This window comes from Allobosea sp. Leaf344 (assembly GCF_001426225.1).
In the GTDB taxonomy this organism is placed as follows: domain Bacteria; phylum Pseudomonadota; class Alphaproteobacteria; order Rhizobiales; family Beijerinckiaceae; genus Allobosea.
Map to the genome: position 1 here is coordinate 839,190 of NZ_LMRT01000014.1, position 18,314 is coordinate 857,503.

Annotated in this window: 15 protein-coding genes and 3 tRNA genes; 5 read left to right on the forward strand and 13 right to left on the reverse strand. The window is 67.2% G+C overall.

The annotated features are described in order from the left end of the window. The 3 genes from ASG72_RS15770 to ASG72_RS15780 all read left to right on the forward strand — a co-directional run bounded on the left by ASG72_RS15770 (position 1) and on the right by ASG72_RS15780 (position 2,938). Positions 1–804 carry an ABC transporter permease gene (locus ASG72_RS15770; protein ID WP_056713939.1) on the forward strand — a complete coding sequence of 268 codons (804 nt, stop codon included), beginning with the start codon at positions 1–3 and terminating at the stop codon, positions 802–804. Between the two features lie 18 nt (positions 805–822). Further along, on the forward strand, positions 823–1,941 hold the full coding sequence (locus ASG72_RS15775) for an ABC transporter substrate-binding protein (protein ID WP_056713942.1): 1,119 nt from the start codon (positions 823–825) through the stop codon (positions 1,939–1,941). A gap of 67 nt (positions 1,942–2,008) precedes the next feature. Continuing rightward, complete coding sequence (locus tag ASG72_RS15780) at positions 2,009–2,938, forward strand: arginase family protein (protein ID WP_056713946.1); 930 nt, start codon at positions 2,009–2,011, stop codon at positions 2,936–2,938. 585 nt (positions 2,939–3,523) lie between these two features. Here ASG72_RS15780 and ASG72_RS15785 read toward each other — a convergent pair. From ASG72_RS15785 to ASG72_RS15815, 7 genes are all read right to left on the reverse strand, one after another. Then, positions 3,524–3,600 (reverse strand) — tRNA-Asp (locus ASG72_RS15785). A gap of 265 nt (positions 3,601–3,865) precedes the next feature. Then, positions 3,866–3,941, reverse strand: a tRNA-Val gene (locus ASG72_RS15790). A gap of 435 nt (positions 3,942–4,376) precedes the next feature. After that, complete coding sequence (gene lon / locus ASG72_RS15795) at positions 4,377–6,800, reverse strand: endopeptidase La (RefSeq protein ID WP_056713948.1); 2,424 nt, start codon at positions 6,798–6,800, stop codon at positions 4,377–4,379. 303 nt (positions 6,801–7,103) lie between these two features. Then, positions 7,104–8,372, reverse strand: a complete 1,269-nt coding sequence (clpX, locus tag ASG72_RS15800) for an ATP-dependent Clp protease ATP-binding subunit ClpX (RefSeq protein ID WP_056713952.1) — start codon at positions 8,370–8,372, stop codon at positions 7,104–7,106. Positions 8,373–8,657: 285 nt separating this feature from the next. After that, positions 8,658–9,281, reverse strand: a complete 624-nt coding sequence (locus tag ASG72_RS15805) for an ATP-dependent Clp protease proteolytic subunit (RefSeq protein ID WP_056713955.1) — start codon at positions 9,279–9,281, stop codon at positions 8,658–8,660. 152 nt (positions 9,282–9,433) lie between these two features. Next, on the reverse strand, positions 9,434–10,864 hold the full coding sequence (tig, locus tag ASG72_RS15810; protein WP_056713958.1) for a trigger factor: 1,431 nt from the start codon (positions 10,862–10,864) through the stop codon (positions 9,434–9,436). Between the two features lie 86 nt (positions 10,865–10,950). Beyond that, a tRNA-Leu gene (locus ASG72_RS15815) sits at positions 10,951–11,035 on the reverse strand. A gap of 190 nt (positions 11,036–11,225) precedes the next feature. Between ASG72_RS15815 and ASG72_RS15820 the strand changes: the two genes are divergently transcribed. Both ASG72_RS15820 and ASG72_RS15825 read left to right on the forward strand, forming a co-directional pair. Then, positions 11,226–12,638: a multicopper oxidase family protein gene (locus ASG72_RS15820; protein ID WP_056713961.1), complete on the forward strand. Its 1,413-nt coding sequence runs from the start codon at positions 11,226–11,228 to the stop codon at positions 12,636–12,638. Then, on the forward strand, positions 12,635–13,033 hold the full coding sequence (locus ASG72_RS15825; RefSeq protein ID WP_056713964.1) for a DoxX family protein: 399 nt from the start codon (positions 12,635–12,637) through the stop codon (positions 13,031–13,033). Before ASG72_RS15820 ends, ASG72_RS15825 begins: the two co-directional genes overlap by 4 nt. Here the strand turns inward: ASG72_RS15825 and ASG72_RS15830 are convergent. The 6 genes from ASG72_RS15830 to pstA all read right to left on the reverse strand — a co-directional run bounded on the left by ASG72_RS15830 (position 13,030) and on the right by pstA (position 18,303). Beyond that, complete coding sequence (locus ASG72_RS15830) at positions 13,030–13,557, reverse strand: gluconokinase (RefSeq protein ID WP_056713967.1); 528 nt, start codon at positions 13,555–13,557, stop codon at positions 13,030–13,032. The genes ASG72_RS15825 and ASG72_RS15830 overlap by 4 nt on opposite strands. After that, complete coding sequence (gene gnd, locus ASG72_RS15835; RefSeq protein ID WP_056714834.1) at positions 13,557–14,543, reverse strand: phosphogluconate dehydrogenase (NAD(+)-dependent, decarboxylating); 987 nt, start codon at positions 14,541–14,543, stop codon at positions 13,557–13,559. The genes ASG72_RS15830 and gnd overlap by 1 nt, the downstream gene beginning before the upstream one ends. A gap of 513 nt (positions 14,544–15,056) precedes the next feature. Further along, positions 15,057–15,776: a phosphate regulon transcriptional regulator PhoB gene (phoB, locus tag ASG72_RS15845; RefSeq protein WP_056713973.1), complete on the reverse strand. Its 720-nt coding sequence runs from the start codon at positions 15,774–15,776 to the stop codon at positions 15,057–15,059. Between the two features lie 29 nt (positions 15,777–15,805). Continuing rightward, on the reverse strand, positions 15,806–16,525 hold the full coding sequence (phoU, locus tag ASG72_RS15850; RefSeq protein WP_056713976.1) for a phosphate signaling complex protein PhoU: 720 nt from the start codon (positions 16,523–16,525) through the stop codon (positions 15,806–15,808). 48 nt (positions 16,526–16,573) lie between these two features. After that, entirely contained in the window at positions 16,574–17,374 is an 801-nt protein-coding gene (gene pstB / locus ASG72_RS15855; RefSeq protein WP_056713980.1) for a phosphate ABC transporter ATP-binding protein PstB, read from the reverse strand. Between the two features lie 44 nt (positions 17,375–17,418). Beyond that, complete coding sequence (pstA, locus tag ASG72_RS15860) at positions 17,419–18,303, reverse strand: phosphate ABC transporter permease PstA (protein ID WP_082540431.1); 885 nt, start codon at positions 18,301–18,303, stop codon at positions 17,419–17,421. Positions 18,304–18,314 lie beyond the last annotated feature (11 nt).

Here is an 18,314-nt window from a genome sequence, read left to right on the forward strand (position 1 = left end):
ATGGCAGCGCCCGCCACTCCCTCGGCCCCTAGCGGCCTATCGCTCAACCGGATCATCGCCTGGCTCGCGGCGGCGTTCCTGCTGCTGCCGATCCTGGTGGTGATCCCGATCTCGCTGACGCCGGAGCGCTATCTGTCGCTGCCGAAGACGTCGATCTCGTTTCGCCATTATGGCAGTCTGGTGACCGATGGGCGCTGGTCTAAGAGCATCCTCGACAGCCTCGTCGTCGGCATCGGCGCGACCGTGCTGGCGACCGTGCTGGGAGTCGCCTTCGCGGTGGGGGCCTGGCGCCTGGGCGCGCCGCTCGCACGGCGCCTGCGCCTGCTGCTGCTGGCGCCGATCATCGTGCCGCCGATCGTGCATGCGGTCGCCTTCTACCGCGCCTGGGCAGCGCTCGGCTTGCTCGACACCTATCTCGGACTGATCCTCATCCATGCGATGAAGGGCCTGCCCTTCGTCGTCCTGACGGTCGCCGGCGCGCTCGCCAATGTCGATCCTCGGCTGGAGCAGGCGGCGCGCAGCCTCGGCGCCACTCCGCGGCAGGCGATGGGCTGGGTCGTGCTGCCGCAGATCCGGGCCGGCATCGTTGCCGGCGCCGCCTTCGCCTTCATCACCTCCTGGGACGAGACGATCGTTGCGCTGTTCGTGACCAGCCGCGCCGTCACCACCCTGCCCCGCCGGATCTGGGAGGGTCTTGCCGACAACATCGATCCGGCCATCGCCGCGCTCGGCACGGTGATGATCGTCCTCACCTTCGCAGTCGTCGCGATCTCGACGCTGCGCAGCGCCTCCGCAAAAGCCTGACGACAAGGGGAACATGGCATGACCAGAGAGCATCAGCAATTTCGTGACGACTGCCTGGCGATCCTGCGCCGGGAGACCGAGGGCAAGCGCGTGCATCGCCGCCGCTTCCTGCAGGCGCTGGCCATGCTGGGAGCGATCCCGGCGAGCCTGCGCCTGACGCCGGCCCATGCCCAGACCGGCGAGATCGTCGTGGTCAATTGGGGCGGCGATGCCGTGCCGGCCTATGACGCGATCTGGGCGCAGCCCTTCAATGCCGCCAATCCCGGAGGCAAGGCCCTGATCAACGGCTCGGGGCCGAGCTCCGGCAAGATCAAGGCGATGGTCGAGAGCGGCGCCGTGACCTGGGATGTCTGCGACCGCACCGTGCCGGCGTCGATCGAGCTCGGCCGCCAGAACCTGCTGGAAAAGGTCGACTGGTCGATCGTCTCGCAGGACAAGGTCCGGGCCGCACATCGCTCCGACTGGGGCGTGGGCGCCTATCTCTATTCCTTCGTGCTGACCTATGACACCAAGGCGCTGAAGGGACCCGCGCCGACGAACTGGATAGATTTCTGGAACGTCAAGGACTTCCCGGGCAAGCGCACCTTGCGCAACAATATCGAGGGCATGCTCGAAGCGGCTTTGCTCGCCGACGGGGTCAGCCGCGACAAGATCTACCCGATCGATGTCGACCGGGCGCTGGCCAAGATCAAGGAGATCAAGCCGCACACGATCTTCTGGACCACTGGCGCGGAGAGCCAGCAGCTCTTTCGGAACCAGGAGGTCGTGATGGGCAACCTCTGGCACACGCGCTCGATGCTGCTCGCCAAGGAGGTCGGCGACAACATCAGGTTCACCTTCGAGGATGGCATCCTGTTCCCCGGAGCCTGGATCGTGCCGAAGGGCAACCCGGCCAAGGCCGGTGCCTGGAAATTCATCGCGTCGGCACAGGATCCGAAGAGCCAGGTCGAACTGTTCAAGCGCGTCGGCAACGGGCCGGTCAACCCGGCAGCCGCAGCGATGGTGCCGCCCGAGATGAAAGCGCTCGACTGCGGTTCCCCGGAGAATTTCGCGCGCCAGGTCGCCGTCGACAATGAATGGTACGCCCAGCACTACGCCACGATTCTCGCCCGCTACATGGACGCCATCGCGTCCTGAGCCTGATCCCGGCGGGCGGCCCGACGCCGCCCGCCCCTGTCTCTGCGACCAGAACCCAGGATATTCGATGACCACGGCGCCGTATTCGCTCGCCCAGACCTTCATGGGCGTCCCGCACCGCACCGAGATCGGCGACGCCAAGGCCGTCGTCCTCGGCCTGCCCTTCGACTGCGGCACCCATCCGCAGCGCGTCGGCTCGCGGCTCGGGCCCTCCTCAATCCGCGAGCAGTCGCTGCTGCTGCGGGCCTTCGACTTCTTCAACGGGATCAATCCCCTGGAGGCGCTCGGCGTGGTTGATGTCGGCGACGCCAGGGTCAGTCCCGGGGACCTCGAAGGATCTTATGCCGCGATCGAGGCGGCGGTCGGTGCCATAGCCGAAACGCGCGCCGTCCCGGTGACGCTCGGCGGCGACGGCGCGATCGCGCTGCCTGAGATGCGGGCGCTGCACAAAATCTATCCCGATCTCGTCACCATCCATATCGATGCCCATACCGACGCCTATCCGATCGAGGGCTACAACACCGCGACGGCCTTCGGCCGCGCCGCCGAGGAAGGGCTCGTCGACGCGACGCGCTCCTACCAGATCGGCATGCGCGGCACGACGATGCTGCCCGGCGTCGGCGAATATGGCCGCAGCCTCGGCTACAACGTGATCCCGCTCGCCGAATTGCTGGACCGCGGCATCGCGACGGTCTTCGCCGAGATCCGCGCGCATATCGGGGACCGGCCGGTCTATCTCTCCTATGACATGGATTTCTTCGACCCCTCCGTCGCGCCGGGTGTCTGCACGCCGACCTGGGGCGGGGCGACCTCCCGCGAGGGCCTCGCCGTGTTGGAGGCCTGTGCCGGGCTCAACCTCGTCGGCGTCAACATCAACACCGTCAGCCCGCCGCATGATGTCGGGGGCATGTCGGCGCTGCTCGCGGCGCAGGTTACGCTGAACGCACTGAACCTCATCGCACGGCAGCATCAATCGAAGGCCGCCGATCGGAGGTGACCGTCAGGGGGCGGCTCGCGCCGCAGATTTGTGCAGGCGCCAGGTCGTGCTCTCGCCGGCCACCAACGCCCACATCGGCGCCGAGCGGACGTCCCGCAGCCGGGATCGTCGAGGACAACGGCGTGGTGAGACATTGTTTCGCCGCCGCCGTCTCGGCCTCGCTGGATCATGCTGTCCTGCCGCCCCGGCGCGACCGCCAGCGCTACAGGCAGCACGCCGAGCAGTTTCTCGCTAATTTCGCTTGGGCCGCGGCAGGCGGACGCCGCCGAGCGGCTGCGGGTGCGCTAGTTCTACACCATTGAAGATATCAGCCTGAACAGGCCTCTGCTCGGCAGCTGATCGCTCCAGCCCTCCGTACAGGCAGCGTCCATCCGGCACCGCATCGCCGGCGGGAACGGCTGGGCTTGGTGGCTACCACCTTCGGCAGACATGTCATCCAGCCCATCGGCAATGCCGGAGACGTCGATGCCAATCGTTGCGAGGGCCGCGCCGAAATCAAGCGACGAGCGCGGCAGGCGACGGGCATCGGACACCGGCGAACATGCAGCGGCGCGCGAGGTTTTCGAGATAAGCATCTGAATTGAATGGCGCGGGCGACGGGGCTCGAACCCGCGACCTCCGGCGTGACAGGCCGGCACTCTAACCAACTGAGCTACGCCCGCGCAGGGCTTCCGGGGACATCAGTCCCTCAGCGGGGTTTCGATTATGGCGCTGAGCCGGAAGTGTCAAGCGCTCGCTGCCCGCTAAATGAAGATGATGTGAAATGATGAGCGGAGCCTGCAATTCCGTCGAAAAAATCGCCACTCTGCCGGGCGCGACGTTCAGGGGTCGCCGGCGCGCGGCGAATCGGCGGGAGGATCTAAAGGCCGGCGCGGCGGGCTTCCGGCGAGGGCCGTCAGGCCGAAGGCCGATGCGGGCGAAGGCACTTGGTGGGCGGTGACGGGCTCGAACCGCCGACCCTCTCGGTGTAAACGAGATGCTCTACCGACTGAGCTAACCGCCCCTGCAGTGCCGCACGGGTTTAAGCGGTCCAGGCCCGGCCATCAAGCGGCCTTGTAAAGCGGCGCCTCGCCTGCGAAGTCACAGGCTCCTTCATCGAATGCAGGCATGGCGAGATCGCACTCCGCGGCGGCGGCGCACTGCGCCACCCTCCTAGCGCATCGTCGCGATCTCTCGAGCGGCCCGCCTGACAGCGCCGCGAGCCCGTAGAGCGGGGCCCGCGGGCTCCGCTCATGCGCCGCCAGGCTCGGCCGCCCGCGGTCCCGGAAGCCGCTCTGGACTGGCCCTCTGCCCCGGCACATCCTGCCAGGCCCACAGAGGCTCACCGACGCTCACCCGCCCAGCGGCGAGGCAGGGCTCCCGGCGCGCCGGCGCGGTTCATCAACGAAAAGAGCCGCCGGCGGGGGCCGGCGGCTCGTTGGTCGACGATGCCTGGAGGTCAGTGAGCGACGAGGCCCATGGTTTCGTCCTCGCTCTTGGCGCGTGGGGTCGAGAGGTCCTCCTCCCAGGCGATCGGCACGGGCTGGCGCGTCAGAGCGTGCTCCAGCACCTGGTCCATGCGCGAAACCGGGATGATCTCCATGCCGTCCTTCACCGATTTCGGCAGGTCCGCCAGATCCTTGGCGTTGTCTTCCGGGATCAGCACCTTCTTGATGCCGCCGCGCAGCGCCGCCAAGAGCTTCTCCTTGAGACCGCCGATCGGCAGCACCCTGCCCCGCAGCGTCACCTCGCCGGTCATGGCGACATCGCGATGCGTCGGGATGCCGGTCAGGATCGAGACGATGGTGGTCGCCATCGCGATGCCTGCCGAAGGCCCGTCCTTCGGGGTCGCCCCCTCGGGAACATGGACGTGGATGTCGCGCCGGTCGAACAGGGGCGGCTCGATGCCGAAATCGATGGCGCGCGAGCGGACATAGGAGGCCGCCGCCGAGATCGATTCCTTCATCACGTCCTTGAGGTTGCCGGTGACGGTCATCTTGCCCTTGCCGGGCATCATCACGCCTTCGATCGTCAGAAGCTCGCCACCCACCTCGGTCCAGGCGAGGCCGGTCACGACGCCCACCTGATCCTCGGTCTCGGCCATGCCATAGCGGAATTTCGGCGGGCCGAGATATTCTTCCAGAACGGGCGGCGTGATCGCGATCTTCTTCTTCTTGGTGAGGACGATCTCCTTCACGGCCTTGCGGACCGTGTTGGACAGCTCGCGCTCGAGATTGCGGACGCCGGCCTCGCGGGTGTAGCGCCGGATCAGCGTCATCAAGGCCTCGTCGTCGATCGACCATTCCTTGGAATCGAGGCCGTGCTTCTTGATCGCACCCGGGATCAGGTGGCGACGCGAAATCTCGACCTTCTCATCCTCGGTGTAGCCGGCGATGCGGATCACCTCCATCCGGTCCAGCAGGGCCGGCGGGATGTTCAGCGTATTGGCCGTGGTCACGAACATCACGTTCGACAGGTCGTAATCGACCTCGAGGTAATGATCGTTGAAGGTGCTGTTCTGCTCGGGATCGAGCACCTCCAGCAGGGCCGCCGACGGATCGCCGCGGAAGTCCTGGCCCATCTTGTCGATCTCGTCGAGCAGGATCAGCGGGTTGGCCGTCTTCGCCTTCTTCATCGACTGGATGATCTTGCCGGGCATCGAGCCGATATAGGTGCGGCGGTGACCGCGGATCTCGGCCTCGTCGCGCACGCCGCCCAGCGACATGCGCACGAACTCACGGCCGGTCGCCTTGGCGATCGACTTGCCGAGCGAGGTCTTGCCGACGCCCGGAGGGCCGACCAGGCAGAGGATCGGGCCGGCGAGCCGGTTGGCCCGCTGCTGCACCGCGAGATATTCGACGATGCGGTCCTTGACCTTGTCGAGGCCGAAATGATCGTCGTCGAGCACCGCCTGGGCCGCAGGCAGGTCCTTCTTGATCTTCGACTTCTTGCCCCAGGGGATGCCGAGCATCCAGTCGAGATAATTGCGCACCACCGTCGCTTCGGCGGACATGGGCGACATCTGGCGCAGCTTCTTCATCTCCGCGACGGCCTTGTCGCGGGCTTCCTTGGAGAGCTTGGTGCGGGCGATGCGCTCTTCCAGCTCGGCCAGCTCGTCGCGGCCTTCCTCGCCGTCGCCCAGCTCCTTCTGGATCGCCTTCATCTGCTCGTTGAGGTAGTATTCGCGCTGGGTCTTCTCCATCTGGCGCTTGACGCGCGAGCGGATGCGCTTCTCCACCTGCAGCACCGACATCTCGCTTTCCATCAGCGAGAGAACCTTCTCCAGCCGATGCGCGACATGGGTGATCTCCAGCACCGCCTGGCGATCGGCGATCTTCACCGCGAGATGCGAGGCGACGGTGTCGGCGAGCTTAGACGGCTCGTCGATCTGCGAGACGGCGGCAACGACCTCCGGAGAGATCTTCTTGTTGAGCTTCACATAGCTCTCGAACTCGCTGACCACCGAACGGCCGAGCGCCTCGAGCTCCACCTTCTTGCCGTCCTCCTCGGCGAGGCCGACGGCCTCCGCCTGGTAGAACGCGTCATCGGCGACATAGGCGGTGGCGCGGGCCCGGCCGACACCTTCGACCAGCACCTTCACCGTGGAATCCGGCAGCTTCAGCAGCTGCAGCACGCGCGCCAGCGTGCCGATCTCATAGATGTCCTTGGCGGCCGGATCATCGTCGCCGGCGTTCTTCTGGGTGGCGAGCAGGATCAGCCCGTCGGTCTTGACGACCTCCTCGAGCGCGCGGATGGACTTTTCGCGGCCGACGAAGAGCGGCACGATCATGTGGGGGAATACGACGATATCGCGCAGAGGCAGGACCGGATAGAGACCGGTTTCGCCTGGGACGAAGGGAGCGCGGGGCGCCGAACCTGTCATAATCAATCCTTCATGGTTGCGCCCGGAATCCCCCCGGATGGGCGGGCCTCTCGGACGTAAGCGAAACCGGAACGACCATCGCTCCGTCCGCCCCGGCGCATCCCACCCTGGATAGGCATGCGACTCTCGCCGGTGACGATAAGGTGGAGACTTCCGAACCGGCTTTCAAGCAACCGGAGGGCCGCTTTGCACGGCTGATTGTCGCGGGCCGACACACGGAGACCCTGCGCCGGCGCGCCGGCCGAGGCCCTGGAAGCAAAACGCGCGCCGGAGCGCGCGTGATGCAGAGGAGGCATGGCCCGCTCAGGCCGAGGCGGATTTCGCCTCGTCCTCGCGTTCCGAATAGATGAAGAGCGGCCGCGATTTCGATTCCACCGCCTCGGGCCCGATCACCACCTGCTCGACGCCTTCCAGCCCCGGCAGCTCGTACATCGTCTCGAGCAGGATCCCCTCCATGATCGAGCGCAGGCCGCGCGCGCCGGTCTTCCGGTCGATCGCCTTGCGGGCGATCAGGCTGACCGCCTCGTCGGTGAAGGTGAGCTCGGTGTCCTCCATCTCGAACAGCCGCTGATACTGCTTCACCAGCGCGTTCTTCGGCTCGGTCAGGATGGTCTTCAGCGCGGCTTCGTCGAGATCCTCGAGCGTCGCCAGAACCGGCAGGCGGCCGACGAATTCCGGGATCAGGCCGAATTTCAGCAGATCCTCGGGCTCGACCTCGCGGAAGATCGCCCCGGTGCGGCGGTCGTCCGGAGCCTTGACGCTGGCGCCGAAGCCGATCGAGGTCCCCTTGCCGCGGCCCGAGATGATCTTGTCCAGGCCGGCGAAGGCGCCGCCGCAGATGAACAGGATGTTGGTGGTGTCGACCTGCAGGAATTCCTGCTGCGGATGCTTGCGGCCGCCCTGCGGCGGCACGGAGGCGACGGTGCCCTCCATGATCTTCAGCAGCGCCTGCTGCACGCCCTCGCCCGAGACGTCGCGGGTGATCGAGGGATTGTCGGATTTGCGGCTGATCTTGTCGATCTCGTCGATATAGACGATGCCGCGCTGCGCCCGCTCGACATTGTAGTCAGAGGCCTGCAGCAGCTTCAGGATGATGTTCTCGACATCCTCGCCGACATAGCCCGCTTCGGTCAGCGTCGTCGCATCGGCCATGGTGAAGGGCACGTCGAGGATGCGGGCCAGCGTCTGGGCGAGCAACGTCTTGCCGGAGCCGGTCGGCCCGATCAGCAGGATGTTGGATTTCGCCAGCTCGACGTCATTGTGCTTGGTCGCGTGCGACAACCGCTTGTAATGGTTGTGGACCGCGACGGAGAGCACCTTCTTGGCGTGATCCTGGCCGATGACGTAGTCGTCCAGCACCTTGCGGATCTCGCGCGGCGTCGGCACCCCGTCCTTCGATTTCACCAGCGCGGATTTGGATTCCTCGCGGATGATGTCCATGCACAGCTCGACGCATTCGTCGCAGATGAACACGGTGGGGCCCGCAATGAGCTTGCGGACCTCGTGCTGGCTCTTGCCGCAGAAAGAGCAGTAGAGCGTGCTCTTGGAATCGCCGCCGCTGACCTTACTCATCGTCCATCTCCATTCTCGGAGCCGGAGACCACACCAGCCGGGGGCAGATGCAACCGTCGTCTCTCCGTCACAATAGACGCCCAGATCACGATTATTAGGTTAATGCCCCGAACCGACACGCGCGGCTTTCAGGGCGACCCAAAACCGGACCGCTTGCGAGCGCCAGTCCGTTCATCCGTCACCCCATGCAATCATGGGGCCGGTTCTCACGCAATATGGCCCCTGCGAGCCGCTTCGCCAAGTCGTGCCGTTCGGCTGCATGGCCGCAGTCTCTGTATGCAGCCCTCAGGGCGTCGCATCCTCGGGGCGCTTGTCGATCACCTTGTCGATCAGGCCGAAATCGCGCGCGGCCTCGGCGGTCATGAAGTTGTCGCGCTCCAGCGCCTGCTCGATCTCGGCATAGGAGCGGCCGGTATGCTTCACATAGATCTCGTTCAGGCGGCGCTTCAGGCTCTCGACCTCGCGCGCATGGATCAGGATATCGGTGACCTGGCCCTGGAATCCGCCGGAGGGCTGGTGGACCATGATCCGCGCATTCGGCAAGGCGAAGCGCATGTCCTTGGCGCCGGCCGTCAGCAGCAGCGAGCCCATCGAGGCGGCCTGGCCGACGCAGAGCGTCGTCACCGGGCAGCGGATGAACTGCATCGTGTCGTAGATCGACATGCCGGAGGTGACCACGCCGCCCGGCGAATTGATGTAGAAGGAGATCTCCTTCTTCGGGTTCTCGGCCTCGAGGAAGAGCAGCTGCGCCACGATCAGCGACGCCGAATAATCCTCGACCGGACCGGTCAGGAAGATGATTCGCTCGCGCAGCAGGCGGGAATAGATGTCGAAGGCGCGCTCGCCGCGGCTCGACTGCTCGACCACCATCGGGACGAGATTGTTATAGGTCTCGATCGGATCGCGCATGAAAATCAGTCCTCGGATGGTCGGAGCCGGTGCCGGCAGAGAATCAGTGTCGTGGAATGCAACCACATAAGCACGTCAATGGCGGCTGAAAAGAGAAACGCCGCCGGGTCGCTGACCCGACGGCGGAATGTTCGGAATAAGGTTTCCGGGAATCAGGCCGAAGCGTCCTCGGCCTTCTCCTCGGCCTTCTTGGACTTCTTGGCCGCCTTCTTCGGCTTCTCCTCGGAAGCGGCGATTTCTGCGTCGTCATCGGCGTAGAGCGCCTCGCGGGAGACCGTCTGCTCCTCGATCTTCACCTGTGTCAGCAGGTGATCGACGACCTTCTCCTCGAAGATCGGCGCGCGGATCTCGGCCAGCGCCTGCGGGTTCTTGCGGTAGAACTCCCAGACCTGCTTCTCCTGGCCGGGGAACTGGCGGGCGCGCTCGACCAGGGCCTGCGTCACTTCGTCATCCGAGATCTGCACCTTGGCCTGCTCGCCGATCTCGGCCAGCACCAGCCCGAGACGGACGCGGCGCTCGGCGATCTTGCGGTAATCGGCGCGGGCGGCATCCTCGGTGGTGCCTTCGTCCTCGAAGCTCTTCTTGGCGTCCTTCATGTCGGCTTCGACATGGCTCCAGACGCTGGCGAACTCCTGCTCGACCAGGGTCGGCGGCAGCTCGAAGGTGTATTTGCCGTCCAGCGCGTCGAGCAGGCTCTTCTTCAGCTTGCGGCGCGACTGGGTGGCGAAATCGCGGCCGATCTGCTCGCGGATGGCGCTCTTCAGCGCGTCCAGCGACTCCATGCCGAAGGATTTCGCCAGCTCGTCGTCGATCTTGACGGGCTCCGGCGCCTGGACCTCGGTCACCGTGACCTCGAACTCGGCCGGCTTCCCGGCGAGATGCGTCGCCGTATAGTTCTCGGGGAAGGTCACCTTGACGGTGCGGGTCTCGCCCGCCTTCGCGCCTTCCAGCTGCTCCTCGAAACCAGGGATGAACTGGCCAGCGCCGAGATCGAGCGGGATGCCCTCGCCGGTGCCACCGTCGAAGGGCTTGCCTTCCAGCGTGCCGACGAAGGAGATCATCAGCCGGTCGCCGGAGACGGCGGTGGCGCCCTCGCCCTTGTCGCTGAAGCTGCGGTTCTGGCCGGCCATGCGCTCCAGCGCCGCGTCGACATCGGCATCCGGCACGTCGGCGACGGGCTTGCTCAGCGAGACGTCGGAAATATCGGCGAGCTCGATCTTGGGCAGGACTTCGAGCGCCACCGTGAAGGCGAGATCGCCCTTGGCCTCCATCGCGGCCTCGATCTCGTCCTTGTTCTCGGGGAACTTGATCTGCGGCTCGAAAGCCAGCTTCAGCCCGTTATCGGCGACGATCTTCTGGTTGGCCTCGTTGACCGCGTTCTGCACGACATCGGCCATGACCGAGCGGCCATAGAGCCGGCGCAGATGCTCGACCGGCACCTTGCCCGGGCGGAAGCCGTTGATCCGCGCCTTGCCCTGCAGACCCTGGAGGCCGTCATCGAGCCTGGTCTTCAGGTCGGTGGCGTTCAGCACCACCTGAAATTCGCGCTTGAGGCCCTGCGAGAGGGTTTCGGTCACGTTCATCGTTCTGATCCGCCAACAGCTCGTGTTACTTCAATATCCAAAGCGCGACGCCGGGTGCCCGCCGCCGCGCTCGCGAAAGCTCGTACTGGTGCGGGCGGAGGGACTCGAACCCCCACGACATCAGCCGCTGGTACCTAAAACCAGTGCGTCTACCAATTCCGCCACGCCCGCCGACCCGATGCCGCGCACGCAAGGCTTCGCGCAGCGCCGCCATCATGAGGCCGCGGTGCTATACGCATTTCGACGGGTCCATGCAGCAAAAAAATGCGACGTTTCTGCGAAGGCACGGCGCAACGGCGATCTCCCGCTGCGCCCGGGGGGCCACTCGCCAGATCGGGGACCAGGCTTTATGCCCTTGCGGATGAACCAGACCACGAAGCCCTGCCCGCCCTCCCCGACGCGCCGGAGCCTGCTCGGCGCGGCGGCGGCGCTGCCGGTCGTCGCCTTGCCCCTGCCCGTCCGGGCGCAGGCCACAGGGCCGATATCGCGCCGGCTGGTGATCGCCGCCGGCAAGGCGCGGCTCCGCCCCGCCCCGGCGGCCGAGACCGAGATCTGGACGCTGGACGGGTCGATGCCAGGCCCGGCGCTGCGAATCAGGCACGGCGAGACCTTGCGGCTCACCGTCGAAAATCGGATCGGCCTGCCGGTCGCGTTGCATTGGCACGGGCTGCGCGGCGCGGCCGCGATGGATGGCGTCGGCGGCTTCAGCCAGGCTCCGATCGCGCCCGGCGCGAGCTTCGACTATGAGCTCACCCCGCCGGACAGCGGCACCGTCCTCTATCGCGCGCTGGTCGTCGGAGGCGCTTCCGAACCCGCGGGTCGCGGGCTCTCCGGCCTGCTGATCGTCGAGGAGCGAACGCCGCTCGCCGTCGCGCAGGACATCCCGCTGCTGGTCCAGGACTGGCTGCTCGACGAGCGCCAGCTGCTGGCGCCTTTCGGCCGCGGCCCCGAGACCGCAGCGGCCGGCCGCCTCGGCTCCTGGCTCACAGTCAACGGCGCCGCCCCGCCGCACCGCGTCGCGGTCGCGCCGGGGGCGCGGGTGCGCCTGCGGCTCGCCAATGCCTGCAATGCCAGGCTGATGCGGCTGCGCTTCGACGGGGTGAAGGCGGTGGTCGTCGCGGTGGACGGGCAGCCGACCGACACATTCGAGCCGGTGCGGGCGCAGTTGCCCTTCGCGCCCGGCAGCCGCTACGATCTGGTGGTCGACATGCCCTCCGAACCCGGCGCCACCGCGGTGGTCACCGCCCTGATCGGCTCCGGCCTGCCGCTCGTGCGCCTGGTCGCGGAGGGTCCGGCTGAGCCCGCCGCGACGGCGCCGGCCGCGCTGCAGCCCAACCCGGCCCTGCCGGCCGCCGTCAGGCTGCAGGATGCGCGCCGCGTCGAGATGAGGATCGAGGGCGGCGCGCGCGTCACCCCCGCCTTCAAGCTCGATCTCGGCGGGGTCGATCCGGAGCGGCCCTGGCGCGTCAATGGCGACACCGGCTCGGTGGAGGGCAAGCCGCTGTTCAGCGTCAGGCGCGGCACGCCGATCGTGCTGGCGATCGACAACCGCACGGCCTTCATCCAGCCCTTCCATGTGCACGGCCACGCCTTCCGGCTGCTGCACCCGCTCGACGATGGCTGGGAGCCCTATTTCCTCGATACCGTCCAGATTCCCGAGGGCAAGAAGCTGCACATCGCCTTCATCGCCGATAATCCCGGCCGCTGGCTGGTCTCCTCGACGGTGCTCGACCGTTTCGATGCCGGACTCTGGAGCTGGTTCGAGGTGACATGAGCCTGTGCCGCGCCTCGCGCTGGCTGCTGGCGGCCTTCTACCTTGCCGCCGGCATGCTGCATCTGCGCCGGCCCGAGGCGTTCCTGCCGATCATGCCGGGCTGGGTGCCGGCGCCGCGCGAGATCGTACTGCTGACCGGCTGGGCGGAGCTCGCCGGAGCCTGCGGCCTGCTGATCCCGCAGCTGCGCAAAGCGGCGGGGATCGGCCTGGCGCTCTACGCGCTCTGCGTCTTCCCGGCCAATATCAAGCATGCCTTCGAAGGCGTCGCGATCCCGTCCCTGCCGCAGAGCTGGTGGTATCACGGCCCGCGCCTGGCGTTTCAGCCCGTGCTGATCTGGTGGGCGCTGTTCGCGGCCGGCGTGATCGACTGGCCGGCGCGACGCCTGCGCCGCTAGCCCAGCCCGACCCGCTCCAGCACGGTGCGCGTCACCGCATCCTTGGCCAGTTCGACGGAGACCACGAGCGGATTCTCCTCCGGCCCCGGCTCCTCCAATGTCGCGAACTGGCTGTCCAGCAGGGCGGGCGGCATGAAATGATGCTGGCGCGCCGCCATCCGCGCTCCGATCAACTCCCGCGAACCCCGGAGATAGACCAGGGCCACATCCGGCCGGTCGCCGATGATGACGCGGCGATAGGCGCGCTTCAGCGCCGAGCAGGTGACGATGCCGTGCCGGCCCTGGCTGCGCAGATCGTCGATCCAGGCGGCGATGGCGGCGAGCCAGGGGCCGCGATCGGCATCGTTCAGCGGCTGCCCGCTCGACATTTTCGCGACATTGGCCGGCGGGTGGAAGGAATCGGCATCCCTGAACGGCCAATCCAGATGGGCCGCCAGCCGCTCGCCCAGCGAGGTCTTGCCGGAGCTGGCGACGCCCATCACGACGATGACGGCGGGCGGCCGGCCATGCTGCGCGGTCCACATCAGAGCGGCTTCTTCGGTTCGACATGGCCGCCGAAGCCGGCGCGCATCGCCGAGAGGATCTTCTCCGCATAGGTATGGTCCTTGCGGGAACGGAAGCGGGTATAGAGCGAGGAGGTCAGGACTTCGGCGGGGGTGGCGGTCTCGATCGCCGCCTGCACGGTCCAGCGCCCCTCGCCGGAATCGGAGACATGTCCGGAATAGGCGCCGAGCTCCTCATCCGCGGCGAGCGCCTCGGCGGTGAGATCGAGCAGCCAGGAGGTGACGACCGAGCCGCGGCGCCAGACTTCGGCGATCTCCGCCAGGTCGAAATCGAAGCCGTATTCCGGCGGCAGCCCCTGCTTCGACGAAGCGTTGCGCAGCAGGTCGAACCCCTCGGCGAAGGCCTGCATCATCCCGTATTCGATGCCGTTATGCACCATCTTGACGAAATGCCCGGCACCGACCGGGCCGCAATGCAGATAGCCCTGCTCGCTGGCGGGGTTGCGCCCGTCGCGGAACCGCGTCGGCTCGATCGCACCCTTGCCCGGCGCCAGCGCCTGGAACAACGGCTCGAGCCGCGCGAAACTCGCGGGATCTCCGCCGATCATCAGGCAATAGCCGCGGTCGAGCCCATGCACCCCGCCGCTGGTCCCGACATCGTGATAGGTCAGGCCGCGCGCCGCCAGCTCCCGCCCCCGGCGGACATCGTCCTTCCAGAAGGCGTTGCCGCCATCGATCAGCGTGTCGCCCGGCTCCAGCAGATCGGCCAGCTGCGCCAGCGTCGCTTCGGTGATCTCTCCGGCCGGCAGCATCACCCAGATCGCGCGGGGCGCGGCGAGCGCCGCCACCATCCCGGCGAGATCGGCGACGTTCACGGCCCCCTCGCCCGCCAGCGCCCGGCCCGGCGCGGGATCGCGGTCATAGACGACGCAGTGATGGCCTGCGCGCATCAGACGGCGCACGATATTGGCGCCCATCCGCCCGAGACCGACCATTCCAAGCTGCATCACGGCCTCTCCCATCCAGGCTGCGGGACAGTTCGCGCAGCGTCGGAAGGGTTTCTGCCTCGTTGTCGCGGCCACGACAAGCCGCCCCCGCGATGCGAAGGCTCGGGGATCAGGTGCGGCGCCTGCGGGCGCGGGGCGCGAGCTGCGGGTCGGCGAAGTTGCGGCTCGTCGGAGCGGGGCTTTCGGGACGGACCTTGTCGGACAGGGCTTGCCGGCTGCGCGCCCTGTCGTCAGCGCAGCCGACCGCCGAGAGCTCTCTCACCGTGCCGTCCGGCCCGGCGCGCGCGAGCTCTTCCCGGGCCACTGTTTGCTTAGGCTAGCCCGCTCGGAATGGCCCGCGCGGCCAGTCGCGCTCTGGTTTACCGGCGCGATCTGGTCCCGACCGGCCTGTCGCACTCGAGCTGGCGCGCTCGACCTGTGCCGGCGCGCGCGAGGGCCTCGTCTAACTCAGCGCCGCCGAAGCGGCGCGCCCTGTCGCAAGAGGCGCTGCGGGACGGAGCCGGCCCATCCCGCTCAGGCGGCCGAGCCCTTCAGCGGCGCGGCCGCGAAATTCTCGTCGAAGGAATAGCCGGCGCCCCTGACCGTGCGGATCGGATCATCGGCATGATCGGGCGTGATCGCCTTGCGCAGCCGCCCGACATGCACGTCGACCGTGCGCTCGTCGATATAGACGTCGCGCCCCCAGACCGCATCGAGAAGCTGCGAGCGCGAATAGACGCGGCCGGGCGCCTGCATCAGAAATTCGAGCAGGCGGAACTCGGTGGGGCCGAGATGGATCTCGGCGCCGGCGCGGCGGACCCGACGCGTCGTCCGGTCGAGCTCGAGATCCCCCGCCGCCAGGATGCCGGCGACATGCCCCGGCTTGGCGCGGCGCAGCAGCGCCTGGATGCGGGCGATGAGCTCCGGCAGGGAGAAGGGCTTGACGACGTAGTCATCGGCGCCGGTGGCGAGGCCGCGCACCCGCTCCGTCTCCTCGCCGCGCGCCGTCAGCATGATGATCGGCACGCGCTCGGTGTCGCGCCGCGCCCGCAGACGGCGGCAGAGCTCGATGCCGGACAGCCCCGGCAGCATCCAGTCCAGCAGGACGAGATCGGGGGTGTGGTCGCGCAGATGCAGCTCCGCATCATCGCCCCGCGCCACGCTGTCCACCTCGAAGCCCTCGGCCTCGAGATTATAGCGCAGCAGCAGGGTGAGCGGCTCTTCGTCCTCGACGATCAGGATGCGTGCGGCCATGCTTCTGTCCCAGGCGATCGACCGGCCGATTATTTGCCGCTGATCGAATCCATGACGATGTTGGTGGTGTCGAGCTTCGGCCGGCTCGCATCCAGCGTCTCGCCGGTGACGAGGTAATGGATGGTCTCGGCGATGTTGGTGGTGTGGTCGCCGATCCGCTCGACATTCTTGGCGCAGAACAGAAGATGCGTGCAGAAGGTGATGTTGCGCGGATCTTCCATCATATAGGTCAGCAGCTCGCGGAAGAGCGAGGTGTAGAGCGCGTCGATCTCGTCGTCGCGGCGCCAGACCTCCAGCGCCTTCTGCTCGTTGCTGGCGGCATAGGCGTCGAGCACGTCCTTGAGCTGCGCCTGCACCAACCGGCTCATATGCTCCAGCCCGACCACGGCCCGGTGCGGCGGCTGGAACTGGCCGGAAATCGCCACCGCCCGCTTGGCGATGTTCTTGGCGAGATCGCCGACGCGCTCGATATCGGCGGCGATGCGGATCGCCGAGATCAGCTCGCGCAGATCATTGGCGAGGGGCTGGCGGCGGGCGATGGTCAGGACCGCCCGCTCCTCGACGTCGCGCTGCAGATTGTCGAGCCGCTGGTCGGCGGAGATCACCTTCTGCGCCAGCGAGGTGTCGCGCCGCACCAGCGCCACGGTCGAATCCCCGAGCATGCGTTCGGACATGCCGCCCATCTCGGCCAGGCTGCGGCGCAGCGCCTCCAATTCGGCATCATAGGAGCGGACGATGTGTTCGGTCATCTGCGAGGTCCTTTGCAAGCGTGTCAGGCACGTCGGCCCTGGCGCGGTTCAGCCGAAGCGGCCGGTGACGTAATCCTGCGTCTGCTTCTTGTTGGGGTTCATGAAGATCGTATTGGTCGGCGCGAATTCGATGACCTCGCCGAGATACATGAAGGCGGTGTACTGAGAGATGCGCGCCGCCTGCTGCATGTTGTGGGTGACGATGACGATGGTGAAATCGGTCTTCAGCTGCTCCAGCAGATCCTCGATCTTGCCGGTCGAGATCGGGTCGAGCGCCGAGGTCGGCTCGTCGAACAGGATCACCTCGGGCTTCTGGGCGATGGTGCGGGCGATGCACAGCCGCTGCTGCTGCCCGCCGGACAGGCCCATGCCGGAGGTCCTGAGCTTGTCCTTGACCTCGTCCCAGAGCGCCGAGCGGCGCAAGGCACCCTCGACCCGGTCGTCGAGCTCGGATTTCGGCGGCTTCTCATAGAGCCGGATGCCGAAGGCGACATTGTCGTAGATCGACATCGGAAACGGCGTCGGCTTCTGGAAGACCATGCCGACGCGGGAGCGCAGCTCGTTCACATCGATGTCGTTGCCGATGATGTTGCGCCCGTCGAGCAGGATCTCGCCGGTGGCGCGCTGCTCGGGATAGAGCGAATAGATGCGGTTGAAGATCCGCAGCAGGGTCGACTTGCCGCAGCCGGAAGGCCCGATCAGCGCCGTCACATGCCGGTCGCGGAAATCCAGGTTGATGTCCTTCAGCGCCTTGTGCTGCCCATAGTAGAAATCGAGGTTCTTGACGGCGATCCGGACGGGAGCGTCGGCGTCGAGGGCCTGAGGGCTGAGTTCCAGGGTGGAGAGCATCGAAGCGTTCCTTCGGATCTGACGCGACGGTTGAGAGGCTGCGGTCACTTGCCGCCGCGCACGATGCGGCGGGCGATCAGCGAGAGCAGCAGGATCGACAGGGTGATGATCAGCGAGCCGGCCCAGGCCAGCTGCTGCCAGTTCTCATAGGGCGCCGAGGCGAATTGATAGATCGTCACCGGCAGGTTCGAGACGCCGCCGAGCAGCGTCGGCGAGAACCAGAAGGAGTTGTTCAGCGCGGTGAAGATCAGCGGCGCGGTCTCGCCCGCGATGCGCGCCAGCGCCAGCAGGATGCCGGTCACCATGCCGGCCTTGGCCGCCCGCCAGGTGATCGAGGTGATCACCACCGAAGGCGGCGCGCCGAGCGCCGCCCCGGCCTCGCGCAGCGGCCCCGGCACCAGCCGCAGCATGTCCTCGGTGGTGCGCACGATCACCGGGATCGCGATGATCCCCAGCGCGATGCCGCCGGCCCAGCCGGAATAGCCGCCGAGCGGCTCGACCAGGATGACATAGACGAACAGGCCGATCAGGATCGACGGCGCCGAGAGCAGGATGTCGTTGATGAAGCGGATCAGCCCGGCCAGCTGCGAGGTCTTGCCATATTCCGCGAGATAGGTGCCGGCGAGCACGCCGATCGGCGTGGCCAGGGCGATGCCGAGGAAGGTCAGCACGATGGAGCCGACGATGGCGTTGGCGAGGCCGCCGCCCTCCGAGCCCGGGCCCGGCATGGTCTGGGTGAAGGTCGCGACGGAGAGCCCGCCTATGCCCTTCACCAGCAGCATGCCGAGGATCCAGAACAGCACCGAGATCGCCAGCATGGTGAAGCCCGCCGCGATGATCTTCATCGCCCGGTCGGCGGTGCGGCGCGACTGCCGGACCCGGCCCCAATTGGAGGGCGGGAGGGCGCGCACGGTCGAGGGTGTCGTCATGCTCATGGGCG